At 49.4% G+C, this 24713-nt stretch carries 18 protein-coding genes; 9 read left to right on the top strand and 9 right to left on the bottom strand.

Features of this window, described 5'->3' with window-relative positions; all coding sequences use genetic code 11:
- Positions 1–149: 149 nt before the first annotated feature.
- The 3 genes from B153_RS0114575 to B153_RS0114565 all read left to right on the top strand — a co-directional run bounded on the left by B153_RS0114575 (position 150) and on the right by B153_RS0114565 (position 1917).
- Positions 150–503, top strand: coding sequence for a PadR family transcriptional regulator (locus tag B153_RS0114575; protein WP_020597467.1), 354 nt, complete (start codon positions 150–152; stop codon positions 501–503).
- Positions 504–520: 17 nt separating this feature from the next.
- Positions 521–1057 (top strand): hypothetical protein, encoded by a 537-nt coding sequence (locus B153_RS0114570; protein WP_020597466.1) that lies wholly within the window; start codon positions 521–523, stop codon positions 1055–1057.
- A gap of 89 nt (positions 1058–1146) precedes the next feature.
- Positions 1147–1917: an SDR family oxidoreductase gene (locus tag B153_RS0114565; protein ID WP_020597465.1), complete on the top strand. Its 771-nt coding sequence runs from the start codon at positions 1147–1149 to the stop codon at positions 1915–1917.
- On the opposite strand, the gene B153_RS0114560 is transcribed toward B153_RS0114565, so the two are convergent.
- From B153_RS0114560 to B153_RS0114545, 4 genes are all read right to left on the bottom strand, one after another.
- Positions 1918–2862 carry a sugar phosphate isomerase/epimerase family protein gene (locus B153_RS0114560; protein WP_020597464.1) on the bottom strand — a complete coding sequence of 315 codons (945 nt, stop codon included), beginning with the start codon at positions 2860–2862 and terminating at the stop codon, positions 1918–1920.
- Between the two features lie 177 nt (positions 2863–3039).
- Entirely contained in the window at positions 3040–4251 is a 1212-nt protein-coding gene (locus B153_RS0114555; protein ID WP_020597463.1) for a DUF1501 domain-containing protein, read from the bottom strand.
- Positions 4252–4344: 93 nt separating this feature from the next.
- Entirely contained in the window at positions 4345–5793 is a 1449-nt protein-coding gene (locus B153_RS0114550; protein ID WP_020597462.1) for a DUF1800 domain-containing protein, read from the bottom strand.
- Between the two features lie 173 nt (positions 5794–5966).
- Entirely contained in the window at positions 5967–6671 is a 705-nt protein-coding gene (locus B153_RS0114545; protein WP_020597461.1) for a hypothetical protein, read from the bottom strand.
- Positions 6672–6866: 195 nt separating this feature from the next.
- Here B153_RS0114545 and B153_RS0114540 point away from each other — a divergent pair, with 195 nt between their 5' ends.
- Both B153_RS0114540 and B153_RS0114535 read left to right on the top strand, forming a co-directional pair.
- The gene (locus tag B153_RS0114540) at positions 6867–10925 is read left to right on the top strand and encodes a S8 family serine peptidase (protein WP_020597460.1); all 4059 of its coding nucleotides are present in this window, start codon (positions 6867–6869) and stop codon (positions 10923–10925) included.
- A gap of 102 nt (positions 10926–11027) precedes the next feature.
- Positions 11028–13808, top strand: coding sequence for a S8/S53 family peptidase (locus B153_RS0114535; protein WP_020597459.1), 2781 nt, complete (start codon positions 11028–11030; stop codon positions 13806–13808).
- Between the two features lie 194 nt (positions 13809–14002).
- Here the strand turns inward: B153_RS0114535 and B153_RS0114530 are convergent, their stop codons facing one another.
- Both B153_RS0114530 and B153_RS0114525 read right to left on the bottom strand, forming a co-directional pair.
- Positions 14003–15607 carry a S8 family peptidase gene (locus tag B153_RS0114530; RefSeq protein ID WP_026262163.1) on the bottom strand — a complete coding sequence of 535 codons (1605 nt, stop codon included), beginning with the start codon at positions 15605–15607 and terminating at the stop codon, positions 14003–14005.
- 155 nt (positions 15608–15762) lie between these two features.
- Complete coding sequence (locus tag B153_RS0114525) at positions 15763–16881, bottom strand: DUF3500 domain-containing protein (RefSeq protein WP_020597457.1); 1119 nt, start codon at positions 16879–16881, stop codon at positions 15763–15765.
- Between the two features lie 176 nt (positions 16882–17057).
- Between B153_RS0114525 and B153_RS0114520 the strand changes: the two genes are divergently transcribed.
- Complete coding sequence (locus B153_RS0114520) at positions 17058–18155, top strand: LBF_2804 family protein (RefSeq protein ID WP_020597456.1); 1098 nt, start codon at positions 17058–17060, stop codon at positions 18153–18155.
- Positions 18156–18190: 35 nt separating this feature from the next.
- On the opposite strand, the gene gldE is transcribed toward B153_RS0114520, so the two are convergent.
- The 3 genes from gldE to mutY all read right to left on the bottom strand — a co-directional run bounded on the left by gldE (position 18191) and on the right by mutY (position 21277).
- On the bottom strand, positions 18191–19531 hold the full coding sequence (gldE, locus tag B153_RS0114515; RefSeq protein WP_020597455.1) for a gliding motility-associated protein GldE: 1341 nt from the start codon (positions 19529–19531) through the stop codon (positions 18191–18193).
- A 42-nt stretch (positions 19532–19573) separates the two neighbouring features.
- Positions 19574–20083: a single-stranded DNA-binding protein gene (locus B153_RS0114510; protein WP_020597454.1), complete on the bottom strand. Its 510-nt coding sequence runs from the start codon at positions 20081–20083 to the stop codon at positions 19574–19576.
- Between the two features lie 75 nt (positions 20084–20158).
- The gene (mutY, locus tag B153_RS0114505; protein WP_026262162.1) at positions 20159–21277 is read right to left on the bottom strand and encodes an A/G-specific adenine glycosylase; all 1119 of its coding nucleotides are present in this window, start codon (positions 21275–21277) and stop codon (positions 20159–20161) included.
- Between the two features lie 140 nt (positions 21278–21417).
- Between mutY and B153_RS0114500 the strand changes: the two genes are divergently transcribed.
- The 3 genes from B153_RS0114500 to B153_RS0114490 all read left to right on the top strand — a co-directional run bounded on the left by B153_RS0114500 (position 21418) and on the right by B153_RS0114490 (position 24625).
- A complete protein-coding gene (locus B153_RS0114500) occupies positions 21418–21720 on the top strand; it encodes an HU family DNA-binding protein (RefSeq protein ID WP_020597452.1) in 303 nt (100 codons plus the stop codon).
- A gap of 70 nt (positions 21721–21790) precedes the next feature.
- Entirely contained in the window at positions 21791–22642 is an 852-nt protein-coding gene (locus tag B153_RS0114495) for a tetratricopeptide repeat protein (RefSeq protein ID WP_026262161.1), read from the top strand.
- A 420-nt stretch (positions 22643–23062) separates the two neighbouring features.
- Positions 23063–24625, top strand: a complete 1563-nt coding sequence (locus B153_RS0114490) for an Rne/Rng family ribonuclease (RefSeq protein ID WP_020597450.1) — start codon at positions 23063–23065, stop codon at positions 24623–24625.
- The last annotated feature ends 88 nt before the right edge of the window (positions 24626–24713 follow it).

Raw genomic sequence — 24713 nt, 5'->3', positions numbered from 1 at the left:
GATGGGCGGTATTCTACCATTTACCTTTCCTATTTCATTCCGGCTGCCACCAAGAAAGTCACCTCATCAATAAATACAAACTCTTACTTGTATATTTAATTTTCTTACATATATTCGTACCTATAATCAAGGCCATTCCCAGCAGTTATATGGAACCCGTCAGTAGTGAATTTCTACGAGGAACATTGAAGACTATCGTACTAAAACTCCTTTCCGAACAGGACAAAATGTACGGTTATCAGATCACACAGGCCGTAAAAGAACGGACCAAAGGCGAACTCACCCTAACCTTTGGGGCGCTCTACCCCGTTTTGCATAAACTGGAGCAGGAGGGTCTGCTGATAACCGAATCGGTAGAAGTAGAAGGACGGCTTCGAAAATATTACTCGCTGACCGACAGTGGTAATGAGGTTGCCCTTCAGAAAATATCTGAGTTTGAACGTTTCGTCGACTATATGCAGCAACTATTTCAAACCCCTCCATCAATAGCCTATGGCCATTGATTTAGCCTGTTACGTTTATGGAAAAGCTTACACCCCAGCAAATTGACCGCCTGTATACCTATCTGCTCCAAAGTGGCCTTACCGGCGAACTGTTTACTGAACTACTCGACCATCTGGTCTGCGAAGTTGAGCACTATATGTGGATTGGCCTTCCGTTCGAAGCGGCTATGCATAAAACACTGATGGAAGCCAATGCCGACTCGGTTCAAAAACTCCGCAAAATCTACCAGCGCGAGTTGACGCTGGCCGATGACCAACTTGCTGAAGCCAGCCTGGATGATATTCTGTTCCAGTTTCGCAACAAGTCTTATGGTGCTTACGCCATGCGGCAGTCCTACAACCGAACGTTGGTCTATGCTCTATTTGGTGCTTTAGGTCTGGGGCTGATGATGATTGCGTTTCTGCACCTGATCAGTCAGAAAACCTGGTCGTACTGGAGCCCGTGGGGAATGATCTGGATCGCTGGGGTAGCCGCCGTCTCGGTAGCCGTCGTCCTGTATTTTCTGAAGCAGGAACGCTGGCAAACCGTACCTGACGGCGAAGAAGAGTTGTAATTTACCCGCTGAAGCTCCAAGTTTGTAATTCCGGGATTCAACTGCTCTGGCAGCTCAATTGAACCCCGGAACTACAAACTTGAAATGATATGAATCAACCTCTTTGGTCGCTTAAAAGCCAGCGTGCGCTTGTAACGGGTGGTACTAAGGGCATCGGCGAAGCGATTGTCCGGCAGTTTTTAGATTTAGGCGCTTCGGTTTTCATCGTAGCCCGCAATTCTGACTTACTTCAGCAGCAATTAACCCGCTATCGCCAGGAAGGTCATACAGTAGATGGAATGGCTGTTGATGTAAGCCAGCCGGGTACTGCTTCACAGGTCATTGAAAAAGCGGAGTCTGTTTGGGGTGGACTGGATATTCTGGTCAACAACGCTGGCACCAACATCCGCAAGCCTACTGCCGAATACAGCCCGTCTGAGTACAATCATATTCTGAATACCAACCTCCGCTCTGCCTACGAGCTTACTCAGGCGGCTTATCCACTCCTGAAAGCGTCGGGTAGTGGGAAAGTTATTTTTATTTCGTCGGTATCCGGCCTGGCGCATACCAGTAGTGGTTCCCTTTACGGAATGACCAAAGCCGCCCTTTTGCAATTGACCCGTAATCTGGCGGTGGAATGGGCACCTGATGGCATTCGGGTCAACGCTGTAGCGCCCTGGTACATCAAAACCCCATTAGCCACGCCGGTGCTGACCAACCCCGAAAAGCTTAGCGGTATTCTGAAACGAACGCCCATGAATCGGATTGGTGAGCCGGAAGAGGTAGCGTCGGTAGTGTCGTTTTTGAGCATGCCTGCCTCCGGCTACGTAACAGGGCAGACCATATCGGTCGATGGTGGATTGATGGCGTGGGCGTATTAATTACACTCCCGCTATCATCGCTTTCATTTTTGACATAGCGGTGTTTGCCACCGTTTGGGCTTCCTGCGCATAGTAGGTCTTGTTGAAGACTTCCAGCGATAATACAATAGGCTTATCGGTACGTTTGATTAGCCGGAGCGTTTCTTTAATCGGCGCTACACCATCGCCCGGGAATACGCGGTCGGCATCGGTAATCTTTTCGCGCGTAAAATCGGCTGTATAGTCGTTTACGTGGAATACTTCGATAGCGGATTTCCCAACTAACGGAAGCATCGCATTTCCTGAACCACCTTTGTAGAGGTGATAAATATCGAGCAGTACTCGAGCTGATGGATGGCCGCTTTCGATGGCAACAAACATGACTTCGCCCAGGCGACTCAGGTTTGGCGAAAAGCCCCACAGTTCGAGTTGCGGAATAACCTTTGTTTTATCACTCAATTCGAGGATAGCCCGATACCGCTCAGCGGCTTTGTACAGGTCAATTTTGGGACTATTGGGTGTTTGCGCACCGATAGCCGGAGTCGCCACACGCATGCAACCAACCTCGGCCAGCATCTCCATTTCGCGCTTCATCTGGTCCAGCCCTTTAGCGCGATCGGCATCGTTATCGACAATCCAGGGGGCAAAGCCAATCGCATTCTCGGCCTTTATGCCGTTATCGCTCAATACTTTACGGGCATCGGCCGTACTAGCCCCACTTTTCAGATAGGTCTGTAAGGTTTCAATCCAGATTTCGACCGAACGAAAGCCCGCTTTAGACGCCACTTCCAGCTCTTTCACAAACCCGAGCTTATGCCCTCGGATGGTGCTCATGTTCAGGCATAGCGTAAACGGCGATTGTGCCGTTGGCGTAGCCAGTACTTCGGATGATTTTGGCGTAAGGGTGGCTCCAACGGTAGCGGTCAGAGCAGCTAAGGTTTGGCGACGGGAAACAGATTGGGTCATGAACAGTAGAGCATTCAGGCGTTTAGCACTGCCTACTAAATGCGAAAACGGCCTAAACCTACTGCTAAGTGAATTGAGTAATGAGGTTATTACACAGAGCTACACGGAGTAAAGAGCGAAAACCTACTCAAGCTATTTTTCATTCATTCACGCTTTCGCTCTTCACTCCGCGTAACTTCAAACAATCTTAATCCCATCGAACTTACGACCCAGAATAGCCACATCGTCGGCACCGAGGTAGTCTTGGAGGAGCGTTGCGTAGATTTGACGAAAATCGACCGAATAGCGCAGGTCGCCTTCGTCCAGCCTGGTCAGGTTAGGAGCTTCGTTCAGAACCCGCTTGGAAGGCAGTCCGCCCCCGATCAGAAATACATTGTTGGCCGTACCGTGGTCGGTGCCGTTGCTGGCATTCTGCCTTACCCGGCGCCCAAACTCCGAGAACGTCATGAGCAATACATCGTTCTGCCGACCAGTCGATTTCAAATCATTTATGAAAGCGGCCACGGCCTCAGCATATTGGCCCAGTAGCCGCTCCTGCTGCCCCGGTTGGTTGATATGTGTATCGAAGCCACTGATCGACACATAGTATACACTCGTTGCCACATCTGACTGAATCAGTTGCGATACAATCTTGAGTCGATTTCCCAACTCGCTGGCCGGATACGATGCCGTAGTGGTATGCACTTTAGCTTTGTCGTACACATATTCTGCCGACGATACCGTTTCGGCCAGGGTTTTGTAGAGATAAGCGACCGATTCGGGCTCCTGACTGGTGGCCTTATGCTCTTTATCCAACCCAGTCACCAGGCCACTACGGGTCTGGTTATAGAGTTTCTTCGGGTCCAGAACCGCTAGTCCGTTCAACTCAGCTCCTTTTAGGGCCAGGCTTAGCGTATCATCTACCTCGATGGTGCGGAACGGCTGCTGCGCTTTTCCAGCACAAGCCGCATCCAGATAGCGACCTACCCAGCCCGTTCGCAGGTATTTATCAGAATCGCTGGCCGTTTGCCAGATGTCCATCGATCGAAAATGGGAGCGGTCCGGGTTTGGGTAGCCGACATTGTTGATCACCGTTACCAAACCTTCGTCATAGAGGGCTTTCAACGGCGTCATGGACGGGTGTAGCCCGATTTCGTCGTTCAGGGTCAGGACTTTTTCGGGACGGATGGCAATAGTTGGCCGCTCACGATAGTAAATATCATTCCGATAGGGTACCACTGTATTCAGGCCATCATTGCCGCCCGAAAGCTGTACCACCACCAGAATTTTACCGTTCGACGCGAGTCGCTGACCCAGCATCTGCGCTTCATAGGCTTTCAGAAAATGCGGGATCAACATCGTTCCCGCCGTCGTAAAAGCCGATTGTTTAAGGAAGTTTCGACGGTTCATAAGTTCAATGATTGAATGATAGAGTGATTGAATGATTGAATAAAATGTCATGCGTGAGCTTATTCAATCATTCAATCACTCTATCATTCAAAATTAAGTTAGCTGATACTCTGGCAGGCTCATGAGCGCTGCGGTGAGGGTATGAATGCGGTCGGTACGCGACTGGCTGGGTTTGATTTGGTGTTCGACTACGGTGCGTTGTTCGGGACGAAGCGGAAAGGGCAACAAAGTACTCGCAATGGCATCGGTTAGGTCGGCGTCGGGGGTTTTGGCAAAGGCCGCTTCAAAAGCGGTCCAGTCGATTTTCGTTTGAAAACGATTTCCTCCTTTTCGGGCCAACTGTTGCGCATTTATATCACCTTCATCTTTGGGCTGTATCGTCACCTCGGCTGATTTCAGCACGAAGCTGGGCAACTGCATCCGAAACAGCAGGCTCGATGAATCAATCCAGTTTTTGCCACCGGGCCAGCCCGCTACGTTGGGCGGGTAAAACAAAATTTGCCCCAGCGTCCGCTGCACAAACACCTGCGACTGCGGTTGCTCAAACTGTACGCCCAGCGTGTGCCGTAGGCCCGCCAGTAACTCTACAGGCGACTTGATATGGGCACCAACATTCTTTTGATCGTAAAACCAGTCGGCGTTGAAGATCGTCTCCATCAGTCCGGCAATGTCGTAACCACTTTTATAGAATTGCTCGGTCAGTTCATCGACTCGCTTGGCATCTTCCGTTTCGTTGACGAAGAATCGATACAGTTTAGTCGTAATGAAACGGGCCGTCTGTTTATTCTCCAGCAGCATCGCAATGACATCTTCCCCTTTGAAATTACCCGATTTTCCGAAAATGGTTTTGTCTCCCTCGTCGTGTACCTGCTGACGGAAAATAAACTGACCATCGGGGGTGAATTGCCAGCCCGTAAACGCCCGGGCGGCTTCTTTGATGTCGTGTTCCGAATAGTTCCCGCGTCCCAGCGTAAACAATTCCATCACCTCACGAGCGAAGTTTTCGTTGGGCGCATTCTTCCGGTTTTGCTGGTTATTCAGAAACTGAAGCATGGCTGGAGATTTCGAAACCGCCATCAGCAAATCGCCAAACCGACCGAGCGCATTCTGACGGAGCACGTTGGCGTACTGTTGCATAAACAGCGGATTGCGACCCTGGGTCCGGCAGGCAAAATGACCGTGCCAGAACAGCGCCATTTTCTCACGCAGAGCGGCTTTACCCGTTGCCATATGATCGAGCCATTGCAGATTCAGGTCACGCACTTTCTCGGCATTTTCCCGAATCCGTTCCTTGAGCATATCCCGGTCGAGTTGCCCATTCTGAAACATGCCTTTCAGTTGCTTTTTAGTCTCATTCTGGTCCGGTTCCACAACCTGAAGGTCCGATACAGTCTCGCTGTCCTTAAACAACTGACGAACCGCCTTGCGCAACGATTTATGCGACGCTTCCGCCAACTCGGCTGGCGTAGCGCCAAACCCCGCCCGGCTATATAGGTATCGTAGCCGGGCCATATCCTGGCCGCTTTTTGTGAATAATTCCATCTGTATGCGAAACAGTTGAGCCTATAGGATTACTCAGAAAACCAAAGGTTTAACATCAAGTTATTAAAATGATGTTAATCTTAATCTTTTGATAGAGACTCCAGTTTCCAATCGTTCACAAACAAGTCAGCCACACCTTATCGATGTGGCTGATTTGTTAGAAAGTCAAACTATCAGTTCTTCATCAATGAATCCCTTCGCCTAAGTAAATCCTTATTCCGAGCCTCAAACGATTCATACATTTGCTCAATCTCCTTATCCGTTTTATAAAGAATGAAATTGACAGACGTAAACGGGTATGTTTTAATATCAGGTCTAGCCCCCGGTATCGTTGAAGGAAAATTCATTAAATTAACAGCCATGCATTCACTGATGCGCAACGAATAAACAAACAAAGTTCGCCCCTTCAATAATGGTCGCCAGGGTGAAGAAGGGCTTGAATAAGAAGCGGCAGGGAACGCACGAAATGTTTTTCCAGCCTCTTTTTCAATCATTGTTCGAAGACTATCGAATGAGTAAACATTCTCCCCAACAGTAAACCGATATTCTAAAATAGGTTGCTCATAACTCTCTTTGGGATCTTCATTGGGGCTACTATCGAATTTCCGTTGCATACCTGCATGATGCAAATATAAGTGTATAGGAGGCCCGAAATTTTTTTGAAAAAGCATAGTATCTTTTTGAAAGCTACCCGCTCCTACAAACTTCATGTGATAGGCTTTGGCAATCTGGCCTACTGTCGCTGGATAAGGTATTGTCAAGTCTCCAAATCGGAACTCACCCGCAATACAAAAAGGGAGAGGACTAACAGGAGGCTGGATTTTGATACCACCATTGAGGATCACTAATAAGCCTAATAGGATTCTTGAAAGGTTCATGTGGATTTAGCCGTTCGGCCAATTAGACAAACTGTCATAGCTTTCGGTCACTAGATAATTTCTATCAACACGCCTTTGGCTTTATAGATTAACACAAATTAATCTGACAGCTCGAAAGCCATCCGCAACATTAGTCACTTATTTCTCGTATCTATACATGTATTTCATCCGTGGTCTGCCGATGACCTTTTGCTCATGATTCATTCTATACGGTCTTTCCCATACAGGCTACTTTCAGTCTTTTTTCTGGCAGGTATTCAGTCTATTGCATCGGCTCAGTCTATCCCGTATTCGTCAGCGCAACGGCAGCAGATCACCCAGCTTCGGCAACAGATTCAGCAGGCCCACGATGCCAGTTATAACCGGGCCGTATCGCTGGCCAAGCAACTGGGAAGACCCCTTCGGGAAGTACGCTCCAATGGGCGGATCGTTGAACTGGTCGGCGTCGATGATTTTGGAAATTTACTCTATCAGGGTACGACCATCGTAGGCAATACACAGGCTGCCAACAGCACCAAAACGTCGTCACTGTATTCGGGAGGGAGCCTGGGACTGAACCTGTCGGGAAGCAGTGCTTCGGTACAAAACAAGTTGGGAATCTGGGATGGAGGTGCGGTACTGGGCAGCCACGTTGAATTGAAAGGCCGTATTACGCAAAATGATAAGGCCAGTACAACGGTAGACGACGAAGAACATCCGACCCACGTAGCTACGACAATGATCGGTGCCGGGGTAAATCCACTGGCGCGGGGTATGGCATACGGGGCTAAATTACAGGCCTGGGACTATTCGAGTGATGTATCGGAAATGACAACTGCTTCGGCAAACCTGCTGGTTTCCAATCACTCCTACGGCTCACTGGCCGGGTATCAATACAACCCCGATCTGACAGGTTCAACCCAATGGCAGTGGTATGGCGATACGAGTGTCAGTCAGGTTTTCGATTATAAATTCGGCCTGTATGATTCCCGCGCCCGAAGCTGGGATCAGATTGCCAATGCTGCGCCTTATTACCTGATTGTAAAATCGGCAGGAAACGACCACGGAGCCGATGGGTATCCGGGCGGTGGCCAATCCTACTACCTGGTCAATCACGGAAACAAACTCAGCACCGTAACCCGCGATCGGCAAATCGGTTATGACCAGATTTCGACCAATGGTGTAGCGAAAAACATCCTGACAGTGGGAGCGGTAAATGACCTCACATACGGCTATAATCAGGCAACGGACGTAAAACTCGCAAATTTTAGTAGCTGGGGGCCTACCGACGATGGCCGAATCAAGCCCGATATTGTCGGAATTGGTGTTAACCTGTTATCGGCCAATTCCAGCAGTGATAGCGCCTATGTAACCTTAAGTGGGACCTCGATGGCAACGCCGAACGTGTCGGGGTCTGTACTGCTGCTTCAGGAATATTACAACCAGCTCAACGCGGGTAAATTCATGCGGTCGTCTACGCTTCGGGGGCTGGTGCTGCATACGGCCAGCGAAGCGGGGACATCGCCTGGCCCCGATTACCAGTACGGCTGGGGACTTTTGAACATGGAGAAAGCGGCTCAGGTCATAGGCAACACCAATCAGAACCACTTACTTAGTGAACGCACGCTCAATCAGGGCCAGCGCGATACCATCCAGGTAACGGCATCGGGCCGGGGCCAGTTGGTTGCTACCATCTGCTGGAACGACCCGGCCGCTACAACGACGGCCTCGTTGAACAATCGAACCCCCAAACTGGTCAATGACCTCGATATTCGGGTCAGTGATGGGTCCACAACCTGGCAACCCTGGGTGTTGGACCCCGAAAACCCGGCCAATGCTGCTACGCGTGGCGATAACATTCGCGACAATATCGAGCAGGTAGTATTGACCAATGCCATACCCGGAAAAACGTACACGCTGGTTATTTCGCACAAAGGGACATTAAACGGAAGCAAGCAGGATTACGCCCTGCTGGTTAGTGGCATTGGGGGTAAGGTGTATTGTGAATCGAAACCGTCCTCAACCGCCGACACCAAAATCAGCCGGGTCCAGTTCGGAACTATTAATCAGGCCGGAGCCGATGGCTGTACATCATATACCGATTTTTCGCAGGTCAGTACTAGTGTTCAGGCCAATCAGCCCATACCCCTGATTATATCGCTGGGTACGTGCGGAAGCATCAAAAACGTCGTGGTGAAAGCCTTTGCCGACTGGAATCAGAATGGCAGCTTCGATGATGCGGGCGAAACCATCGCGACGTCGGGTGTTTTACCCAATTCAGAGCCGTTTTCTTCTACAGTAATCATTCCAGGCAGCGTTCAGAACGGCCAGACGATTCGGTTGCGGATTGTGGCAACCGAAACCGATAACCCTGCCAGTGTGGTGGCTTGTGGCACGTATGGCAATGGCGAAACGCAGGACTATACGCTAAACATCATCCAAACCCTTAACGACGTTGGTGCCACCGCGCTGGTGTCGCCCGATGGCAATTTCTGTGGTCTGACTACTTCCGATCTGGCAATCACCGTCCGTTTGCACAATTACGGTTCTGTCGATCAAACCAACGTACCCGTTACGGTAAAAATTACAGACGCCAATAATACCGACGTAACTACGCTGACCGGAACGCTCACCAAACTATCCGCTTTTCGGGATGGTATTTTGACCCTCACCAAACCCGCCAGTGCCTCACTGCTGGCCGGACAAGCGTACCGATTTACCATCAGCACGAGTTTGAGCACCGATCAGAATACGACCAACAATAGCATCGTTGAAACCCGAACCACGGGCAATGCGCCTACCAATGGGATTTTTTCGGCCACCCGATGTGGCTCCGATACACTCATTTCGCTTCGAAACTCAGGCGAGGGAACCGCTTTCTGGTACGATACGCCCATAGGTGGCAATCTACTGGCAGCCGGCAATCAGACCTTTTCCCAGAAAGCCCCGTCGGGCGGGCAATTTTATGCGGCTCTAAACGATTTTTCGGCAACCATCGGCCCTGCCAATAAATCGGTATTTGGGGGAGGGACGTATTACGGAGCCTATACACCCGCCCCACTTATTTCGACCGCCGTACCTCTACTTATCGAAAGTGCCCGGCTCTACATTGGCGATGCGGGCCAGATTACGTTTACCGTCAGTAAGTACGACAATACGACCATTTCCAGTGTCACCCTGGACGTAACTCCCACCCGCGACCAAAGTCTGACCGCAACAACCAGCAATGGAAACCTACTCGACGATCCCAACGATCCAGGAGCCATTTACCCCCTAAACCTACGCATTCCGGCAGCAGGCGATTACAAGATCACGATTTCGTATTCGGGTGGAGCCTCTATCTTTCGGAGCAATAGCGCGGTTACGGGTCTTCCTTACCAACTCAAAGCACAGAATGGTCAGCCCATCGTTACGCTTAAAGGGGCTTTATTCAATAGCGGTACCTCAACGGATACCCTGACTACCTCCTGGTATTATTTTTATAACCTGAAAGTCCGTTCGCTCGACTGCCCCAACCCGCAACGGACGCCCGTCGGCATTTCGACAGGTACGTATCCAACGGCCTCCATCAGTCCATCGGGTTCGGCCAGCATTTGCCAGGGTTCCAGCCTGACTCTCCAGACAACGAATGCTACCGGACTAACCTACCAGTGGTATCGCAATGGCCAACTCATTTCTGGCGCCACGGGCAATACGCTTCAGGCAGCTACGGCCGGAAATTATACGGTACGGGTAGCCAACACCTGTTTGCCCATAAGTTCGTCGGTCACCACTGTTGCGGTCAATACCCCCCAAGCCCCAATTGTAACGGCAAACGGCATCACGCTTACCTCCAATGCGGTTTCCACTATACAATGGCTGCTGGATGGCGTTCCGATCAGTGGGGCTACCTCCGCCAGTTATACGGCAGTAAAGTCAGGACGCTATTCGGTGCAGGGCAATGTGAACGGCTGCGGTGTAGCTACCTCCAGCGAAGTGGTGATCACTATTCTGGCTACCGAGCCGACCAGCGCTGAAGAAAATCTGAGTGTGTATCCGAACCCGGCCAGTAAAGAACTGACTATTTCCTGGACAGTCGCTACGCTGCCTCAACTTCCCAGTTTTCAACTCACCGATTTGCAGGGGCGCACTGTACGAAGGGCTACGTTACAAAAAGAGGGAAAAAGTTATTCAGCGGTAGTCGATGTAAGCGACCTTCCCGACGGTACGTTTTTTGTGGTTGTTGAAGACGACCGAACGCAAAGCGTTCAGGTAAAACGGATTCGCAAACACTAATTGCAACGGCATCTGGAACGGCTCTACAGGCACACGTCAATTGCGTATTATAAGGCAAAGCGTATCAATCTCAGGGGTTTGGGCCTGCTGCGGTGTCTACTTATGGCGTTTTTTACAGGCGCAGCCTGTAGCGCTGTCTGGGCACAGACTTCTCAGCCGCACGACGTACCGAATTGGCAAACCGATTTACTTAAACGATACGAAAAGAACCGCGAACAAACACGTCAATTTGCACGTCGCTATCACTGGCCTATCCGCAAAAATTATTCCAATCAACGCGTTCTTACCCTTCAGGAAATTGATCCGCTGGGGCAACCCGTTTATTATTCGCTGCATAATGTAGAAGCGGCTCAAGGCACCCGGACGCAGGCTTTACAGGGTGGTGGTTCATTAGGAATTGCCTTGTCGGGCAGTTCGGCACTACTGGCGGGCCGGCTGGGATTATGGGATGGTGGTCGAGTGCTTAACACCCATCAGGAATTTGCAGGTACTACTTATGGAAGTGCCAAAATCAATCAGAAAGACAACGTAACCTCGGTAAACGATCACACGACCCATCTGGCGGGTACGCTGGTAGCCCAGGGCGTCAATGCCAACGCCAAAGGAATGGCCTTCGGTGCACAATTATCCGTATGGGATTACACCGACGATATTAGCGAACTGACTATTGCCGCTCCTAATCTGCTCATCTCTAATCATGCCTATGGTCCCGTAGCAGGCTGGGTATACAACGACTCAAGACCGGGCATAAACCCTGATCTGAAGTGGGAATGGTGGGGCACGCCATCCATCAGCGCGACTGAAGATTATCTGTTCGGCTTCTATTCGACCAAGACCCAGGACCTGGATAAACTGGCTTACAATAATCCATTTTTCCTGATGGTTCGTTCGGCCGATAACAAGCGAGCCGAAACCGGCCCTCCTGATGGTACAGCCTATTTTCTAAAAAATACGGATGTGCAGAGTACAGCCGCCCGGAGCCGAAATGATACCTATGATGTGATTCCGGCCGACGCAACCGCTAAAAATGTCCTGACAATTGGTGCTGCCAATGTTACGTATTCTGGCCCAAGTGAGCCTGTACTTGTCGGATCAGCCTCGTATAGTGGCTGGGGCCCTACCGACGATGGCCGGATCAAACCCGACTTACTGGGCATTGGGACGGGTGTATTCTCATCATTAGGTAGCAGCTCGAACGCTTATGGAACCTACAGTGGCACATCGATGGCTTCTGCCAATGTATCAGGTTCGTTGTTCTTGCTTCAGGAATTGTATACACGCCAGCGGGCTGCCGGAGCTGTATCGGGCGGGCAATTTCTGCGGGCCTCCACGCTGAAAGGGCTGGTACTCCATACAGCCAGTCGACCCAGCCCCGAAGCCGGACCCGATTACCGCCAGGGTTGGGGACTACTAAATACAGAAGCGGCCGCCCGTGTCTTATTAAACAACGACCGGGCCCATCTTTTTATGGAGCAAAGTTTGATGCCCAACAGTACCTTCACCAAGTCGATTGTAGCCCAGGGCAACGAGCCGCTCATAGTCACTCTATCCTGGACGGATCCTGAAGGTACCGCAACCAGTATTACGCCGGCTCTGGTCAACAGCCGAACCCCAAAGCTTGTGAATGACCTCGACCTGCGTGTGAGCGACGGCCAACAGGTAGCCATGCCGTTTGTTCTGAATCCGGCACAACCTGCTCAGGCGGCTACGCGTGGCGATAACATCCGCGACAATGTAGAGCAGGTATACATTGCGAACCCAGTACCCGGAAAAACGTATACCATCACCGTTTCGCACAAGGGTAAAATGACCTACTCAAGCCAGCCGTACTCGGTTATTGTCAGTGGTCTTTACCGAATAAACTGCCAACTATCGGCCCGGATTGTCCCGACGCAGGATACAACTCTTTGTCCGGGCGCTACGCTGCTTTTACAGTCCGACACGACATCGGCAGCTACGCAATACAAGTGGTTTCGGAACGATACGCTCCTGACTGGCGCAACTAAATCGAGCTATCAGGCTGCTCAGGCTGGTTCATACAGACTTCGTATCACGGCCGAGAACGGCTGTTCAGCCACCTCTGATCCCGTAACGATCTCGCTTCGAAATGCCGAAATCGGCCTAACACCCGCTGGCAGCCAGTTACTCTGTAGTACTAATAGCCAGGTGCCATTGGCCGTCGGCCCCATGAAGGGAGGTACACTCACCGGAGCCACTTTCGACTGGCTACGCGACGGCGCAATTCTCGACAACGTCCATTCCAGCACGCTTAGTGCAAACCAGCCCGGCCGGTACCAGGTTCGCGTCTCGCAAAACGGCTGTCAGGTTCTTTCCAATGAAACCATCATTCTCTCTTCGTCTGTCAATAGCCTTACGTTATTACCCGAAGAAACGGACTTATACCTACCCCAGGGAGCGACCGTTACCTTAAAAGCCCCTATCGACACCTCGTATCAATATCAGTGGTATCGAAACGATCAGGCCATTGCCAATGCCCGTGAGTATCGTCTTTCCGTTTCTCAGGCTGGTAATTATAAAGTTCAGGTTACTCAACACACCTGCATAGGCTGGTCAACCCTGCGCTCGGTTCGCACAGCCGCCCTCCTTACAGCTACTAACCCCGACCCAACTAACCTAATTATGTTTTACCCAAACCCGGCTGAAACGACGCTATCGATTCGTTACGTGAATCCAGCGTCCAAACAGGTTCAAATTGGCATATTTGACCTGCACGGTGTTTTCCAGCACCACCAAGTATCTCTAACCGCCCCTAACGGTCAGTTTGAAGGCGCCATTTCGGTTGGAGACTTACCCCCAGGATTATACATTCTTCAATTGACGGATGGACTCACCTCGCAAACCAGTCGATTTATCAAAAAATGATTTTTTAGATTCCAATCCAGTTATCGAGGTCAATACGCCTTAACTAAGCGCTCCGTTAAACTTTTCCTAATCGGGCCGTAACGAGTGCCTTATGTCAGCCCTCCTGCATCGGGATGGCAACCCCCTAGTCATAAAAAAAACAATAGCCTGATATACAGGCTATTGTTTTTTTTATGACTAGGCAATTTGTTCGATTATTTACCTTTACCCGACGCGGCTTCCTGAGCCAGAGCCAGTTTTACAGCCTCATACAAATTCACAATACCACCCGTTTTCGACAAGGTATTGAACGCTACTAAATCATTCGATTCAGGCCGGGTTACTTTAGTCGTGTATGGCGTTGCCGATTGCAGAATAATACGTTTAATATCGGCATAGGTCAGCTTGGGGAAATAGGCTTTCAAAACAGCCGCCACCCCCGCTACTACAGGCGATGCCATACTGGTTCCGCTATTGTTTTCGTATTTGCTACCCGGTACAGTCGAGTAAATATCTTTCCCAGGAGCAAACACATCGACGTTCTGCTTGCCATAATTAGAGAAGCTGGCGATCAGCTCAGCGTTGTTGGGCTCGGCACTGGCACCTACTGTAATCACATTTGGAATAGCCGTTCCATCCATAAAGCGCGGAGCGGGGTAATTAGCCGCCGTATCGATGTCTTTTCCATCGTTTCCGGCCGCATGGACCATGAGTACCCCTTTTGATAGCGCGTACCGCTCCGCATCTTCAACCGCTTTGCGTTGGGGTGAATAATCTTTCCCAAAACTCATGTTGATGATCTGAGCCCCATTATCGACCGCGTATCGGATGGCATTGGCCACATCCTTATCGCGCTCGTCACCATCCGGTACGGCCCGAACCCCCATGATTCTTACCGCATCCGCGACGCCCATAATTCCCAGATTGTTTGTGCGATCACCAGCAATGATCCCCGCAACGTGGGTACCGTGGTCGGGACGAGGACCGGCAATATCCGCATTTCCGTAATCGCGCTGATTCAGGTCATTTGGATTATCGCCAACGATGGAGCGGGCGTCAAAATCTGGATTGTAGTTGTATTCGGCACGCGACTTTAGCTGCTCGTTGTATTTCTCAAGCTCACCGAGTACTACGTCAGCATCAGGAGCCCCCTGCTGACGCAACAACCGAAGTACCCCCAACACAGGCCGCTTCATGGCCGCGTCGCTGAGGGTATCGGCGGCTTTACGAAGGGTCAGCGTGTCGAGCTTCGTGACGTGCAAAGCTTTTTTAAGGTTCTCAACCGCCGACGAATACTGACTATAAAACTGACCGATTCCCTGATATTCAGCCTTATATTTCGACTGATTTTTTTCAACTTCCTCTTTCGCCTTCACATACTGATCGTACTCTTTCTGCTCATCAGGCTTCAGGCTTTTCCGGTCTTTCCCTTCGTACTTCGGTTTTAGCTGTACATACAACCGGGTTACTTCAGCCGTTTCGTAGCTAACATTGCGCCCGTCCTTTCCACCTATGAAATTCCAGCCATGTATATCATCGACATAGCCATTTTTATCGTCGTCTTTGCCATTCCCGGCAATTTCTTTCGGATTGACCCACAGAATTCGGCGCAGGTCTTCGTGGGTTGTATCGATACCGCCATCGATGACGGCCACAACGACAGGCGTAGGTTTACGATCTTTCAGGAGTTCACGATACGTACGCTCCACGCTAATTCCGGCCGTGTTATCGGTTTTATCTTGCAGATACCACTGCGTTTGCTGCGCCATGGCTGCTATTGAAAACAGACAGACCGACGCGCTAATAAGGAGTTTCTTCATGAATTGATAACAAATAATCTTCACAAATTACGAAGAAGTACCCTATAAAAAGGCTTAAAAGTTGTTAAATGATTATTAGGTCGACTGGATAAACAATGGCCTTCGCAAAAACACTACATTCCGAAGGCCATTGTTTATCCAGTTTAAGCAGCCGCCTACTTATGACTGGTGTTCTGATAATGCTCGCCCAGTACATCTTCGCCCCAATCGTTGGTCAGGTCCCGAACTACCGTATGGATATGATTAGCGTTCGTTTGAGTGTTATCATATTCGATCAGAATGGTTGGGCCATGAATGCGATAGTACCAGCCTTTGCCAGCACCCAGTTCTGGCGTCAGATCACCAGCCCAGGCAAATCGCAGGTTATCCAAACCAGCTTTTTCCAGCTTATCCATCTGTTGCTTGGCCAGGGTGATCCGGTAAGCGGCCAGATAAGCCTGAAGCAATTCCTTAAAAAGTTTTTTCTGTTGGGAATTCATATCGGCAAACTTCAGCCCATCCATTTTTTCCAGTGATGCTTTCCGCTTGTTGCTGGTTACAATTTCGGGATAGGCTACCGGATCGAGGACAGCCTGCTTCCGCTGGTCATCAGAGAGGGTTTTCAGCAAAGCAAAAGCCCGTTCTGTTTCCTGCTTCAGAATTTCCCGGCCTTTCTGTGGAAGGTCTTTCACGCGTGGGTCCGACATGCGCTTGTCGGCCATTTGGGTATCATACCGCAAAACGCCGGGGTTACTGCCAAAAAAGGTAGGGGTATAGGCCAATGCTTTACCATCGGCACTCGAAAAGTTCAGCGATAGATGATGGCCTTCTATCCGCCAACCCCAGGGATCTTTGCTGGATGGATCACCAAAAACCGTGAACGAGTAATTTTCCGGGTCACGATAGGTATCATTCGGTGGCCGATTATCGATAACCCGAAGCACATTTTCCATATCGATAATGGCGTTTACTTTGTCGTACCCCTGCGTACTCAGGCCTGTTTTGAGTAAATTCATAGCCGCTGTTCGCTGTTCGGCTGTCATCTCTTTCAATGGCAACCCTTTCCGGGTCCGAGGCACAAAATGCCAGTTGAATCGCTCTTCATCGCCAAAAGTAAACGTTGCTTTCTGCTTCTGCTCGGGCGTAAGTGTCGCCAGGAATGTTCTGGCGGCATTGGTCATCTCGTCTTTTGTGCGCTGCGGAACAGGCATTGCGCTGGGCGAAGGGGCAACCTGGCCCAATACGTGTAGCTGACCCACCAACAGGCAGCCAACGAGAAAATGTATGTGTTTCATAGGAGAAGGGCATTTATCCACTAGGTGGTAAAGAGGCTTTGGGAGCGCATTTACCTATGTACCAAAGCAGGAAGATTAACCGCTCTGTCAAAGTCGATTAATTATATACCATTGTTTTCCAACAACCTGGGTATTTTCCTTGTTAAACGCATAACTCACTGTCACAAACTACGATCATGTCTACCCGGCCTCCGAACAACAGCACGGGTCCACTCGACCACCTGTCCTTACGCTACTTGCGGCAGGCACTTGATATACCGCACCCCAGCGACGAGCCGTTTGTATTCAATACGGTTGAACAGCGGGTCGTTCGACGTGCCAAGCTTATAACCTTCACTATGGCCGCTCTGCTGGGATTGTTTGGTGGCTTACTACTCTATCTGCCCCAGTATACCTGGCCTGATTTATTCAGCAAAACGACGGTGTGGCTGTTTGGCAATGCCTATGAACTGCCCCTGATTACAGCGCTCTACAGCCTGCTATTGGTGTATCTGGAAATCAATCTGTTGCTGGCTATAAATGGCTGGGGGGCAAAAACCATCATGGAAGTCTGCCAGTTTCCCCGGGCTCATGATGCTCAGTACGAACGTCATTTACAGGCGCTGGCAACAGCCGCTTTCGAAAAGTCGCAGCCAGGTTTTCTTCGATTTGGTATCGACCCCTACCTGACCATGCCTCGTTGGGGGCTTACCCTTTTCTTTCTACTAAATGTTGTAAAAGCCTCTCTGACGGCGCTGGTTGTGCGATTCATCACCCAACCTTTTCTTGGCCAACCCGCTTCAGATTTTATCGGGTTACCCATTTATGCGGTATGGAATCTTTGGGCTTCCAGGCAGGTGTTGCACGAAGCTCAGGTACGCGTAATGGCACCGATTACAATCCGTGAATTTGTCCACGAACTGTATGAAGAATGGGGCAAAAATGATCAGTTCCGCCCATTGATCCTGCAAGCCCTTCAATACATTTCCGTTCTGGATCGCCCCTACAACTATGCCCACTTTCTGCTTACCGAAACCCTAAAAGACCGATTTGAGCTTCGGGGCGAAACCACTGTTGCCGATACGTTTACCGAACAGGTATCGAATACCCCCGTTACGGTACGCCGTAGCCTGGAGCGGCTCATTGTCTTTGGCGCTTTAATTGATGGCAGCCTGTCGGGGCTTGAGAAAAGGCGTCTTCATCAACTTCGGAAGATTGGCTTCATGACTTACTCGGCCAAAGAAGTCCGGCAGATGAGCCTCGATTATAATCAGGGACGTGGTTTGTGGGTCTAACCGAAACCAGCTTAATAAATAACCGTTTTTTTTAACTATTCCTGGGCAACTGCCTTGTTTTTTCGAACACGTACTTCATTGATCCGTTTGTCATCAGCCGATAGCACCTGAAAAACAAATCCGTCGTATTGGGTTTCATCCCCTGCTTTCGGTAGACGATGAAACAGTTCGAGTAGTAGCCCTCCCAGCGATTCGCTATCCCCCTGCACGTCCTCAAACGTAGTTGCATCCACATTAAGGATTCGACATACATCGGTCAGTGGCATTTTGCCTTCGAACACAACCGTTTGCGGATCTTCGCGTCGATAGCCTACGGGAGTTTCTTCATCGAATTCGTCATTAATGTCGCCAAAAATTTCTTCGATAATGTCTTCAAGGGTCACAAGACCACGGGTTCCCCCATATTCATCAACGACGATAGCAATGTGAACCCGACGCTTCTGAAAGTCCTGAAGTAAGTCGTCTACTTTCTTATTTTCCGGAATAAAATAAGCCGGACGCAGCAGCGATTGCCACCGAAATTCGTCCGACTCATGGATGTGCGGAAGCAAATCCTTGATATACAGAATTCCCTCTATTTCGTCCAGCGACTCACCATAAACTGGCACTCTGGAATAGCCCGATGCATTGATCTGAGCCAGCAGTTCACCAAATGGTAATTGATCTCTGACAGCCGAAATATCGAGCCGGGTCCGCATCACCTGCCTGGCCGTCAGATTACTGAAATTAACAATGCCCTTAAGAATTTCTTTTTCCTCAACCGTGGCATTTACCCCCGTCAGTTCAACCGCCTGGCTCAGTTCTTCTACCGATAGCTTATACCCCCGTCGCTGGATCCGCTTATCCACCTGATTACTCAGATTAACCAGCATCATAGCAAACGGACGGAAAACCATCAGGCCAATCTGGGCCAAGGCAGCCGTCTTGCGAGCGACGGCCAGGTTATTTTGGCTGGCATATACCTTGGGAACGATTTCCCCGAATAAAACAATAGCTATCGTTGTAACTAAAGCGATCCCGGCCAATAACCAGTTAGCATTGGCTATCGTTTGGGAGAACTCCCACGTCAGATAGGTAACAATAACGACAATAGCGACATTGAGCAGATTATTAAAAATCACCAGCGAAGCCAGCAAGCGCTTTGGTCGTTCCAAAAGCTGGGCAATTCGTTGGTCAGGCCCTGTAGCACTCTCCCGGCAGTAGGCACGATCGTCGGGTGAAAGCGAGAAGAAAGCTGCCTCCGAAGCCGATACCAGACCAGCCAGCGTAAGGAGCAGTAAAATCAAAGCCGTATAGGGGGCGTATAAATCAAAATAGGTGCTCCAGCCATCTACGGCTGGGAGCACCTGTCGAGGAAGTGGGTCACCAGGATCCATGTATATCAGTTCTCGTTCAACAATAGAGCATTCAGGCGGTGATTAGAAAGGAAGATCATCATCGCCACTGTTGCTCTCAAAAGGCACAGGTTCCGGCTCACGACGGGCGGGTTGCTGACGGGGCGCTGGTGCAGCCTGTGGGCGAGGAGCACTCGCGGGCTGAGCAGGTGCAGCCTGTTGGCGGGGCGCTTCATAGGGTACTTCGTCGCCCCGATCGCTATTGGGACTACCCAGCAACTGCATGGTATTGGCCCGAACACGCAACGATGTCCGCTCTTTCCCTTCTTTATCCGTCCAGATTTCGGTCCGTAGCCGACCTTCTACATAAACCGAATTCCCTTTCTTTAAATATTTTTCAGCCACTTTGGCCTGTTCATTCCATAATTCAATCCGAAACCATTCTGTCTGCTCCACTTTCTCCCCATTTCGGTTGGTGAATTTCTCGGTAGTGGCAACGTTGAAGGTAGCTACCACAGCTCCGCCATCCAGGTAGCGTACTTCAGGATCAGCACCCAGATTACCGATTATTATCATCTTATTAAGACTTGCCATACTGTTTGTATTGTTGGTGTTACGAATTAGCTTATGTGGCGTTTAAGAAGATTAAAGATACCAAATTATACCGACTTATCCAAGCAGATTCTTCAAATAGTTTGTAATCAATACCGGCTTAGGTAGTTGACTTACGCCCTCTTCATCGAACCAGTGTAAATCACTGGGCAAAAGGAAAATAGCCTCTTCCGGCAAATCGATCAGATAGAATAGGGCACGTATTCGCTGATGCGAGAGTAATTGCGTGGCTTCAACGGATGGAGCCACTAAAGTACCCTGCGACACAGCCTTAAGGACTGGTTCAGGTAACGACAATTTCTGCCAGAAAGACTCCAGCTCACCCGCTAAAATAGACGGAGAAGGCAGTCCGCTGGTTTCCATCAGATAAAAGTCATAGAGATTCTGCCAAATATCACGAGCCGATCGTTCTCGCATAGCAAACTTGCCCTTATGCCGGAAAACCAGATACTCAAAAAAGCGTTCCCGTACAGGCCCTTTCTTTGCTTTCACGGGCAACAAATGCTGACGACCCGTCTGGTACGCCACGCAGGCTTGCTGGAGCGGACAAAGCAGACAATCAGGCGCTACAGGTGTACAATGAATAGCCCCAAACTCCATGATGGCCTGGTTGTACGTAGCCGGATCGTCGGCCGTCTGAATCAGTCGACTGGCCAAACCGGCAAATGTCTTCCTGGCTGCCGTTGTCGTAATATCGTCTGTTATGCCAAATACACGAGCCAGTACCCGGTATACATTACCATCGACCACCGGAACCCGCTCACCAAAAGCAAATGAAGCTATAGCAGCAGCCGTATAAGCCCCTATACCCTTCATTTTCAATAACTCATGATAGGAAGAAGGGAACTTGCCTTCCAATTGAAGAGTTACATAGCGAGCAGTCTGATGTAAGTTGCGGGCTCGGGAGTAATACCCCAGCCCCTGCCACAACCGAAGCAGTTCACGTTCGTCGGCACGGGCCATATCAGCTACGGTCGGATAAGCCTCCACAAAGCGTTCGTAATAGGGTTTTCCCTGTACTACGCGGGTTTGCTGAAGGATTATTTCCGATAGCCAGATACGATACGGATCGCGGGTATGCCGCCACGGCAGGTCGCGTTTATGAACTTCATACCACCTCTCCAATACGGGCGCGAAGGTGACTTCAGTTTTGTTAAGGTCTGATTGCCAATCCAAAATAAAACAGAAAAATAGAACGTTAGCAGGAAAAATGGAAGGTCAGACTTTTTAAATTTATAGGAAAGCCCTACCTTTGTGCTCCCATTTTTGAGACCCGAATTTTCAACAACACAGAAAACGTTAAAGTTTAAGAAGTCGTGACGAAAGCAGATGTAATTGCCGAGATTGCCGATAAGACTGGCATTGATAAGGCAGAAGTAACAAACACATTGGAAACCTTCTTTTCAGTAGTTAAGGACTCATTGGCCGAGGGAGAGAACATTTATGTGAGAGGGTTCGGTAGCTTTATCAATAAAAAGCGCGCGAAGAAGGTAGCCCGGAACATCTCGAAAAATACCGCTATGGTAATTGACGAGCACTTTATTCCGAGCTTCAAACCTGCCAAGGTTTTTGTTGAACAAGTAAAAACCAGCGAAAAAGCCAAAGTAGCTGCTGAGTAATCAACGTAGCTCCAACGGTGTAAGGGCTGAAAAATCCAGTCCAGGCATTTGCCCGTGACGACCATCCATGATGAATAAATCCGTGCTGCTTGTTATCGTATTGGCTTCGGCCCTCACGGTAGGATTGTACTCCTTACCAAAGGTAGTCGTACGAAATGATAACAAGCAGCTTGGTGGTCGTGGTATGCAGGCCCCTGCCACCAGTTCGTCGAAGGCTGAGACGCCTACGGCCTCGAACAATGGTTCTTCTGTACACGAAAAACCATTATCGGCCGAGCAGCAAAAACAGCTCACCCTGCTGGAAACAGAGTTTGCAAAAACCAACTCTACCCAGAAAGAAGCTATTGGCGAAAAACTGATTGCCCTTCTGCACGAAATTACGCGCTATGATAGTGCGGCCTACTATGCAGAAGAACTAGTGAAATCGGTTCCCAGCGAGCGTAATCTGCTGCGGGCCGGCGACGCTTTTTTTGAAGCCTACAGCTTTGCCGTTGATGAAAAGAAAACAGCAATGCTCGGCCAGAAAACTCGTGATTATTACGGGCAGGCATTAGCCAAAAACCCAAACCTGCTGTCGGCAAAAGCCAATATGGCAATGACCTATGTCAATACCGACACGCCAATGCAGGGAATTATGCTGCTTCGGGAAGTTATTAAACAGGACCCAACCAATGAACTGGCTCTGTTTAATTTAGGTTTACTGGCCATGCGGTCGAATCAGTATGAGCGGGCTATCGAACGATTCCGGCAAATTCTGGTTACAAACCCTGCCAGCCGGAAAGCGCAGTTTTATTTAGGGGTAAGTTTAGCCGAAGCGGGTCAGAAGGCTGAAGCCAGACAAGTGCTGGCGAAAGTGAAGAAGCAGGAGAAAGACCCGCAGATTCTGGCGGCTGTTCAGGAATATGAAGAACGGCTAAAATAACGAATGTACAATGAACAATGTACATCAGAGAAAGGCTCTGGCTCCCTCCTAATACATTGTTCATTTTTCATTATACATTGATTTTAGGGCTTAACCGGGTGGTTTGGCCGACACAATTTTTCAACCATTAAAAATATTTATCGATTATGCCTTGCGGTAAGAAACGGAAACGGCACAAGATTGCTACTCACAAACGGAAGAAACGGCTTAGAAAAAATCGGCATAAGAAAAAATAGGATTACAGTTTACGGCTTACGGTTTATGATTGGTTGATACACGTATCTTTGGATACATTAACCAGCCATAAACCGTAAGCTGTAAACTGTAAACTTGTTTTAGTGGAAGCCTCGGCCGGTCTGTAAAGCCCGAACGTGGCTTCTATTTTTTTACTCAGCCATTTTTTAACCGCGTATTCATCTTGTGAGTAATGAATTAGTTATCAGTTCTACTCAGAAAGGTGATCGGATTGCGCTCTTGCAAAACAAGAGACTGCTGGAGTATCACGAAGAAGAGTTAGACAGCAGCTTCACCGTTGGCGATCTTTACTTAGGAACAGTCAAGAAATTATCCTCTGGCCTCAACGCTGCCTTTGTTGACGTTGGTCACGAAAAAGATGGTTTCCTGCACTATCAGGATCTGGGGCCGAATGTTAATTCGCTCAACAAACTGGTCAAAGATGTAATCGCCAAGCGCGTCACAACCGGGCGGCTCAGTGGTATGAAGCTTGAGCCACCTATCGAAAAAATTGGGAAAATCGATAAGGTACTGACGAAAAACGCTCCCATCCTGGTTCAGGTAGTTAAAGAACCTATCTCAACCAAAGGTCCACGCCTTTCCTGCGATATATCAATTGCCGGCCGCTATTTAGTGCTGGTGCCATTCTCAGATGGCGTAAACCTTTCCAAAAAAATTACCGACCGTGCCGAACGGTCGCGGCTGATGCGGCTCATGTCGTCATTGAAACCGCAGAATTTCGGTGTTATTGTTCGAACGGTTGCTCAGGACAAAGACGTCGAAGAACTCGACCGCGACCTGCAGAACTCATTAGCCAAGTGGGATCAGGCCATTAAATCATTGAGCGAAGCCAAACCGCGTGACCGGGTTTTGGGCGAAATGAACCGGGCTTCGTCGATCCTGCGTGATATGCTCAACGAGTCGTTCGAGAGCATTACTGTCGATACGCGTGAATCGTACGACGAAATCAGGGACTATATTCATACCATAGCTCCCGAAAAAGAAAAAATCGTAAAGCTCTATACGGGCAAAACGAAAATTTTTGAGGCATTAGGGTTAGAGAAACAGCTTAAATCGCTGTTTGGCCGGTCGGTAAGTTTGCCAGGTGGTGGTTATCTGATCATCGAGCATACCGAAGCTCTCCACGTTATTGATGTTAACAGCGGTAATAAATCCAACTCCGAAGAAGATCAGGAGGCAACCGCTATTAGTGTGAATCGGGAAGCGGCCAAAGAAATTGCCCGGCAGCTTCGGCTACGCGACATGGGTGGCATTATTGTCATCGACTTCATCGACATGAAGAAAGCAGAGAATAAAAAACTTCTGCAAGACATCATGCGTGATGAAATGAAACCAGAGCGCTCGAAGTTTACGATTCTGCCGCTGACCAAGTTTGGGCTCATGCAGATTACGCGTCAGCGTGTTCGGCCCGAAATGAATATCGTGACGCGGGAGGTGTGCCCAACCTGTGGCGGTACGGGTACCATTCAGGCCAGCGTATTAGTCACGGATGTAATCGAAAACAACCTCGATTATATCCTGACCAAGCAAAATGAACGGGGTATATCGATTTCTATGAACCCGCTTTTATATGCCTATTACACTAAGGGTATTTACTCTAAACAAGTGCAATGGTATATGAAATACAAAACCTGGGTTAAAGTAATTAAGGACAGTTCGTTAGGAATTGTTAACTTTAAGTTCTTTAACAAACAGGGAGAAGAAATCGAACTCAGTAATAATGCTTAAAACGTAGTAAAATTTTACTACGTTTTACCAGAGTAACGCCGAGGGATTACCACATCGTCTGGTAATCCCTCGGCGTTTATAGTTGATG

The sequence above is a fragment of the Spirosoma panaciterrae DSM 21099 genome (genome assembly GCF_000374025.1).
Classification (GTDB): domain Bacteria; phylum Bacteroidota; class Bacteroidia; order Cytophagales; family Spirosomataceae; genus Spirosoma; species Spirosoma panaciterrae.
The sequence above is the reverse complement of the archived record's forward strand: the minus strand, read 5'-3'. Positions and strand labels throughout refer to the sequence as shown.

Coding starts and splice junctions, on each gene's coding strand:
- B153_RS0114510 (WP_020597454.1), bottom strand. CDS start 20,083: ATGGCAAGTCTTAATAAGATGATAATAATCGGTAATCTGGGTGCTGAT.
- B153_RS0114545 (WP_020597461.1), bottom strand. CDS start 6,671: ATGAACCTTTCAAGAATCCTATTAGGCTTATTAGTGATCCTCAATGGT.
- gldE (WP_020597455.1), bottom strand. CDS start 19,531: ATGGATCCTGGTGACCCACTTCCTCGACAGGTGCTCCCAGCCGTAGAT.
- B153_RS0114560 (WP_020597464.1), bottom strand. CDS start 2,862: ATGACCCAATCTGTTTCCCGTCGCCAAACCTTAGCTGCTCTGACCGCT.
- B153_RS0114525 (WP_020597457.1), bottom strand. CDS start 16,881: ATGAAACACATACATTTTCTCGTTGGCTGCCTGTTGGTGGGTCAGCTA.
- B153_RS0114570 (WP_020597466.1), top strand. CDS start 521: ATGGAAAAGCTTACACCCCAGCAAATTGACCGCCTGTATACCTATCTG.
- B153_RS0114520 (WP_020597456.1), top strand. CDS start 17,058: ATGTCTACCCGGCCTCCGAACAACAGCACGGGTCCACTCGACCACCTG.
- B153_RS0114530 (WP_026262163.1), bottom strand. CDS start 15,607: ATGAAGAAACTCCTTATTAGCGCGTCGGTCTGTCTGTTTTCAATAGCA.
- B153_RS0114495 (WP_026262161.1), top strand. CDS start 21,791: ATGAATAAATCCGTGCTGCTTGTTATCGTATTGGCTTCGGCCCTCACG.
- B153_RS0114565 (WP_020597465.1), top strand. CDS start 1,147: ATGAATCAACCTCTTTGGTCGCTTAAAAGCCAGCGTGCGCTTGTAACG.
- B153_RS0114550 (WP_020597462.1), bottom strand. CDS start 5,793: ATGGAATTATTCACAAAAAGCGGCCAGGATATGGCCCGGCTACGATAC.
- B153_RS0114540 (WP_020597460.1), top strand. CDS start 6,867: ATGATTCATTCTATACGGTCTTTCCCATACAGGCTACTTTCAGTCTTT.
- B153_RS0114535 (WP_020597459.1), top strand. CDS start 11,028: ATGGCGTTTTTTACAGGCGCAGCCTGTAGCGCTGTCTGGGCACAGACT.
- B153_RS0114575 (WP_020597467.1), top strand. CDS start 150: ATGGAACCCGTCAGTAGTGAATTTCTACGAGGAACATTGAAGACTATC.
- B153_RS0114555 (WP_020597463.1), bottom strand. CDS start 4,251: ATGAACCGTCGAAACTTCCTTAAACAATCGGCTTTTACGACGGCGGGA.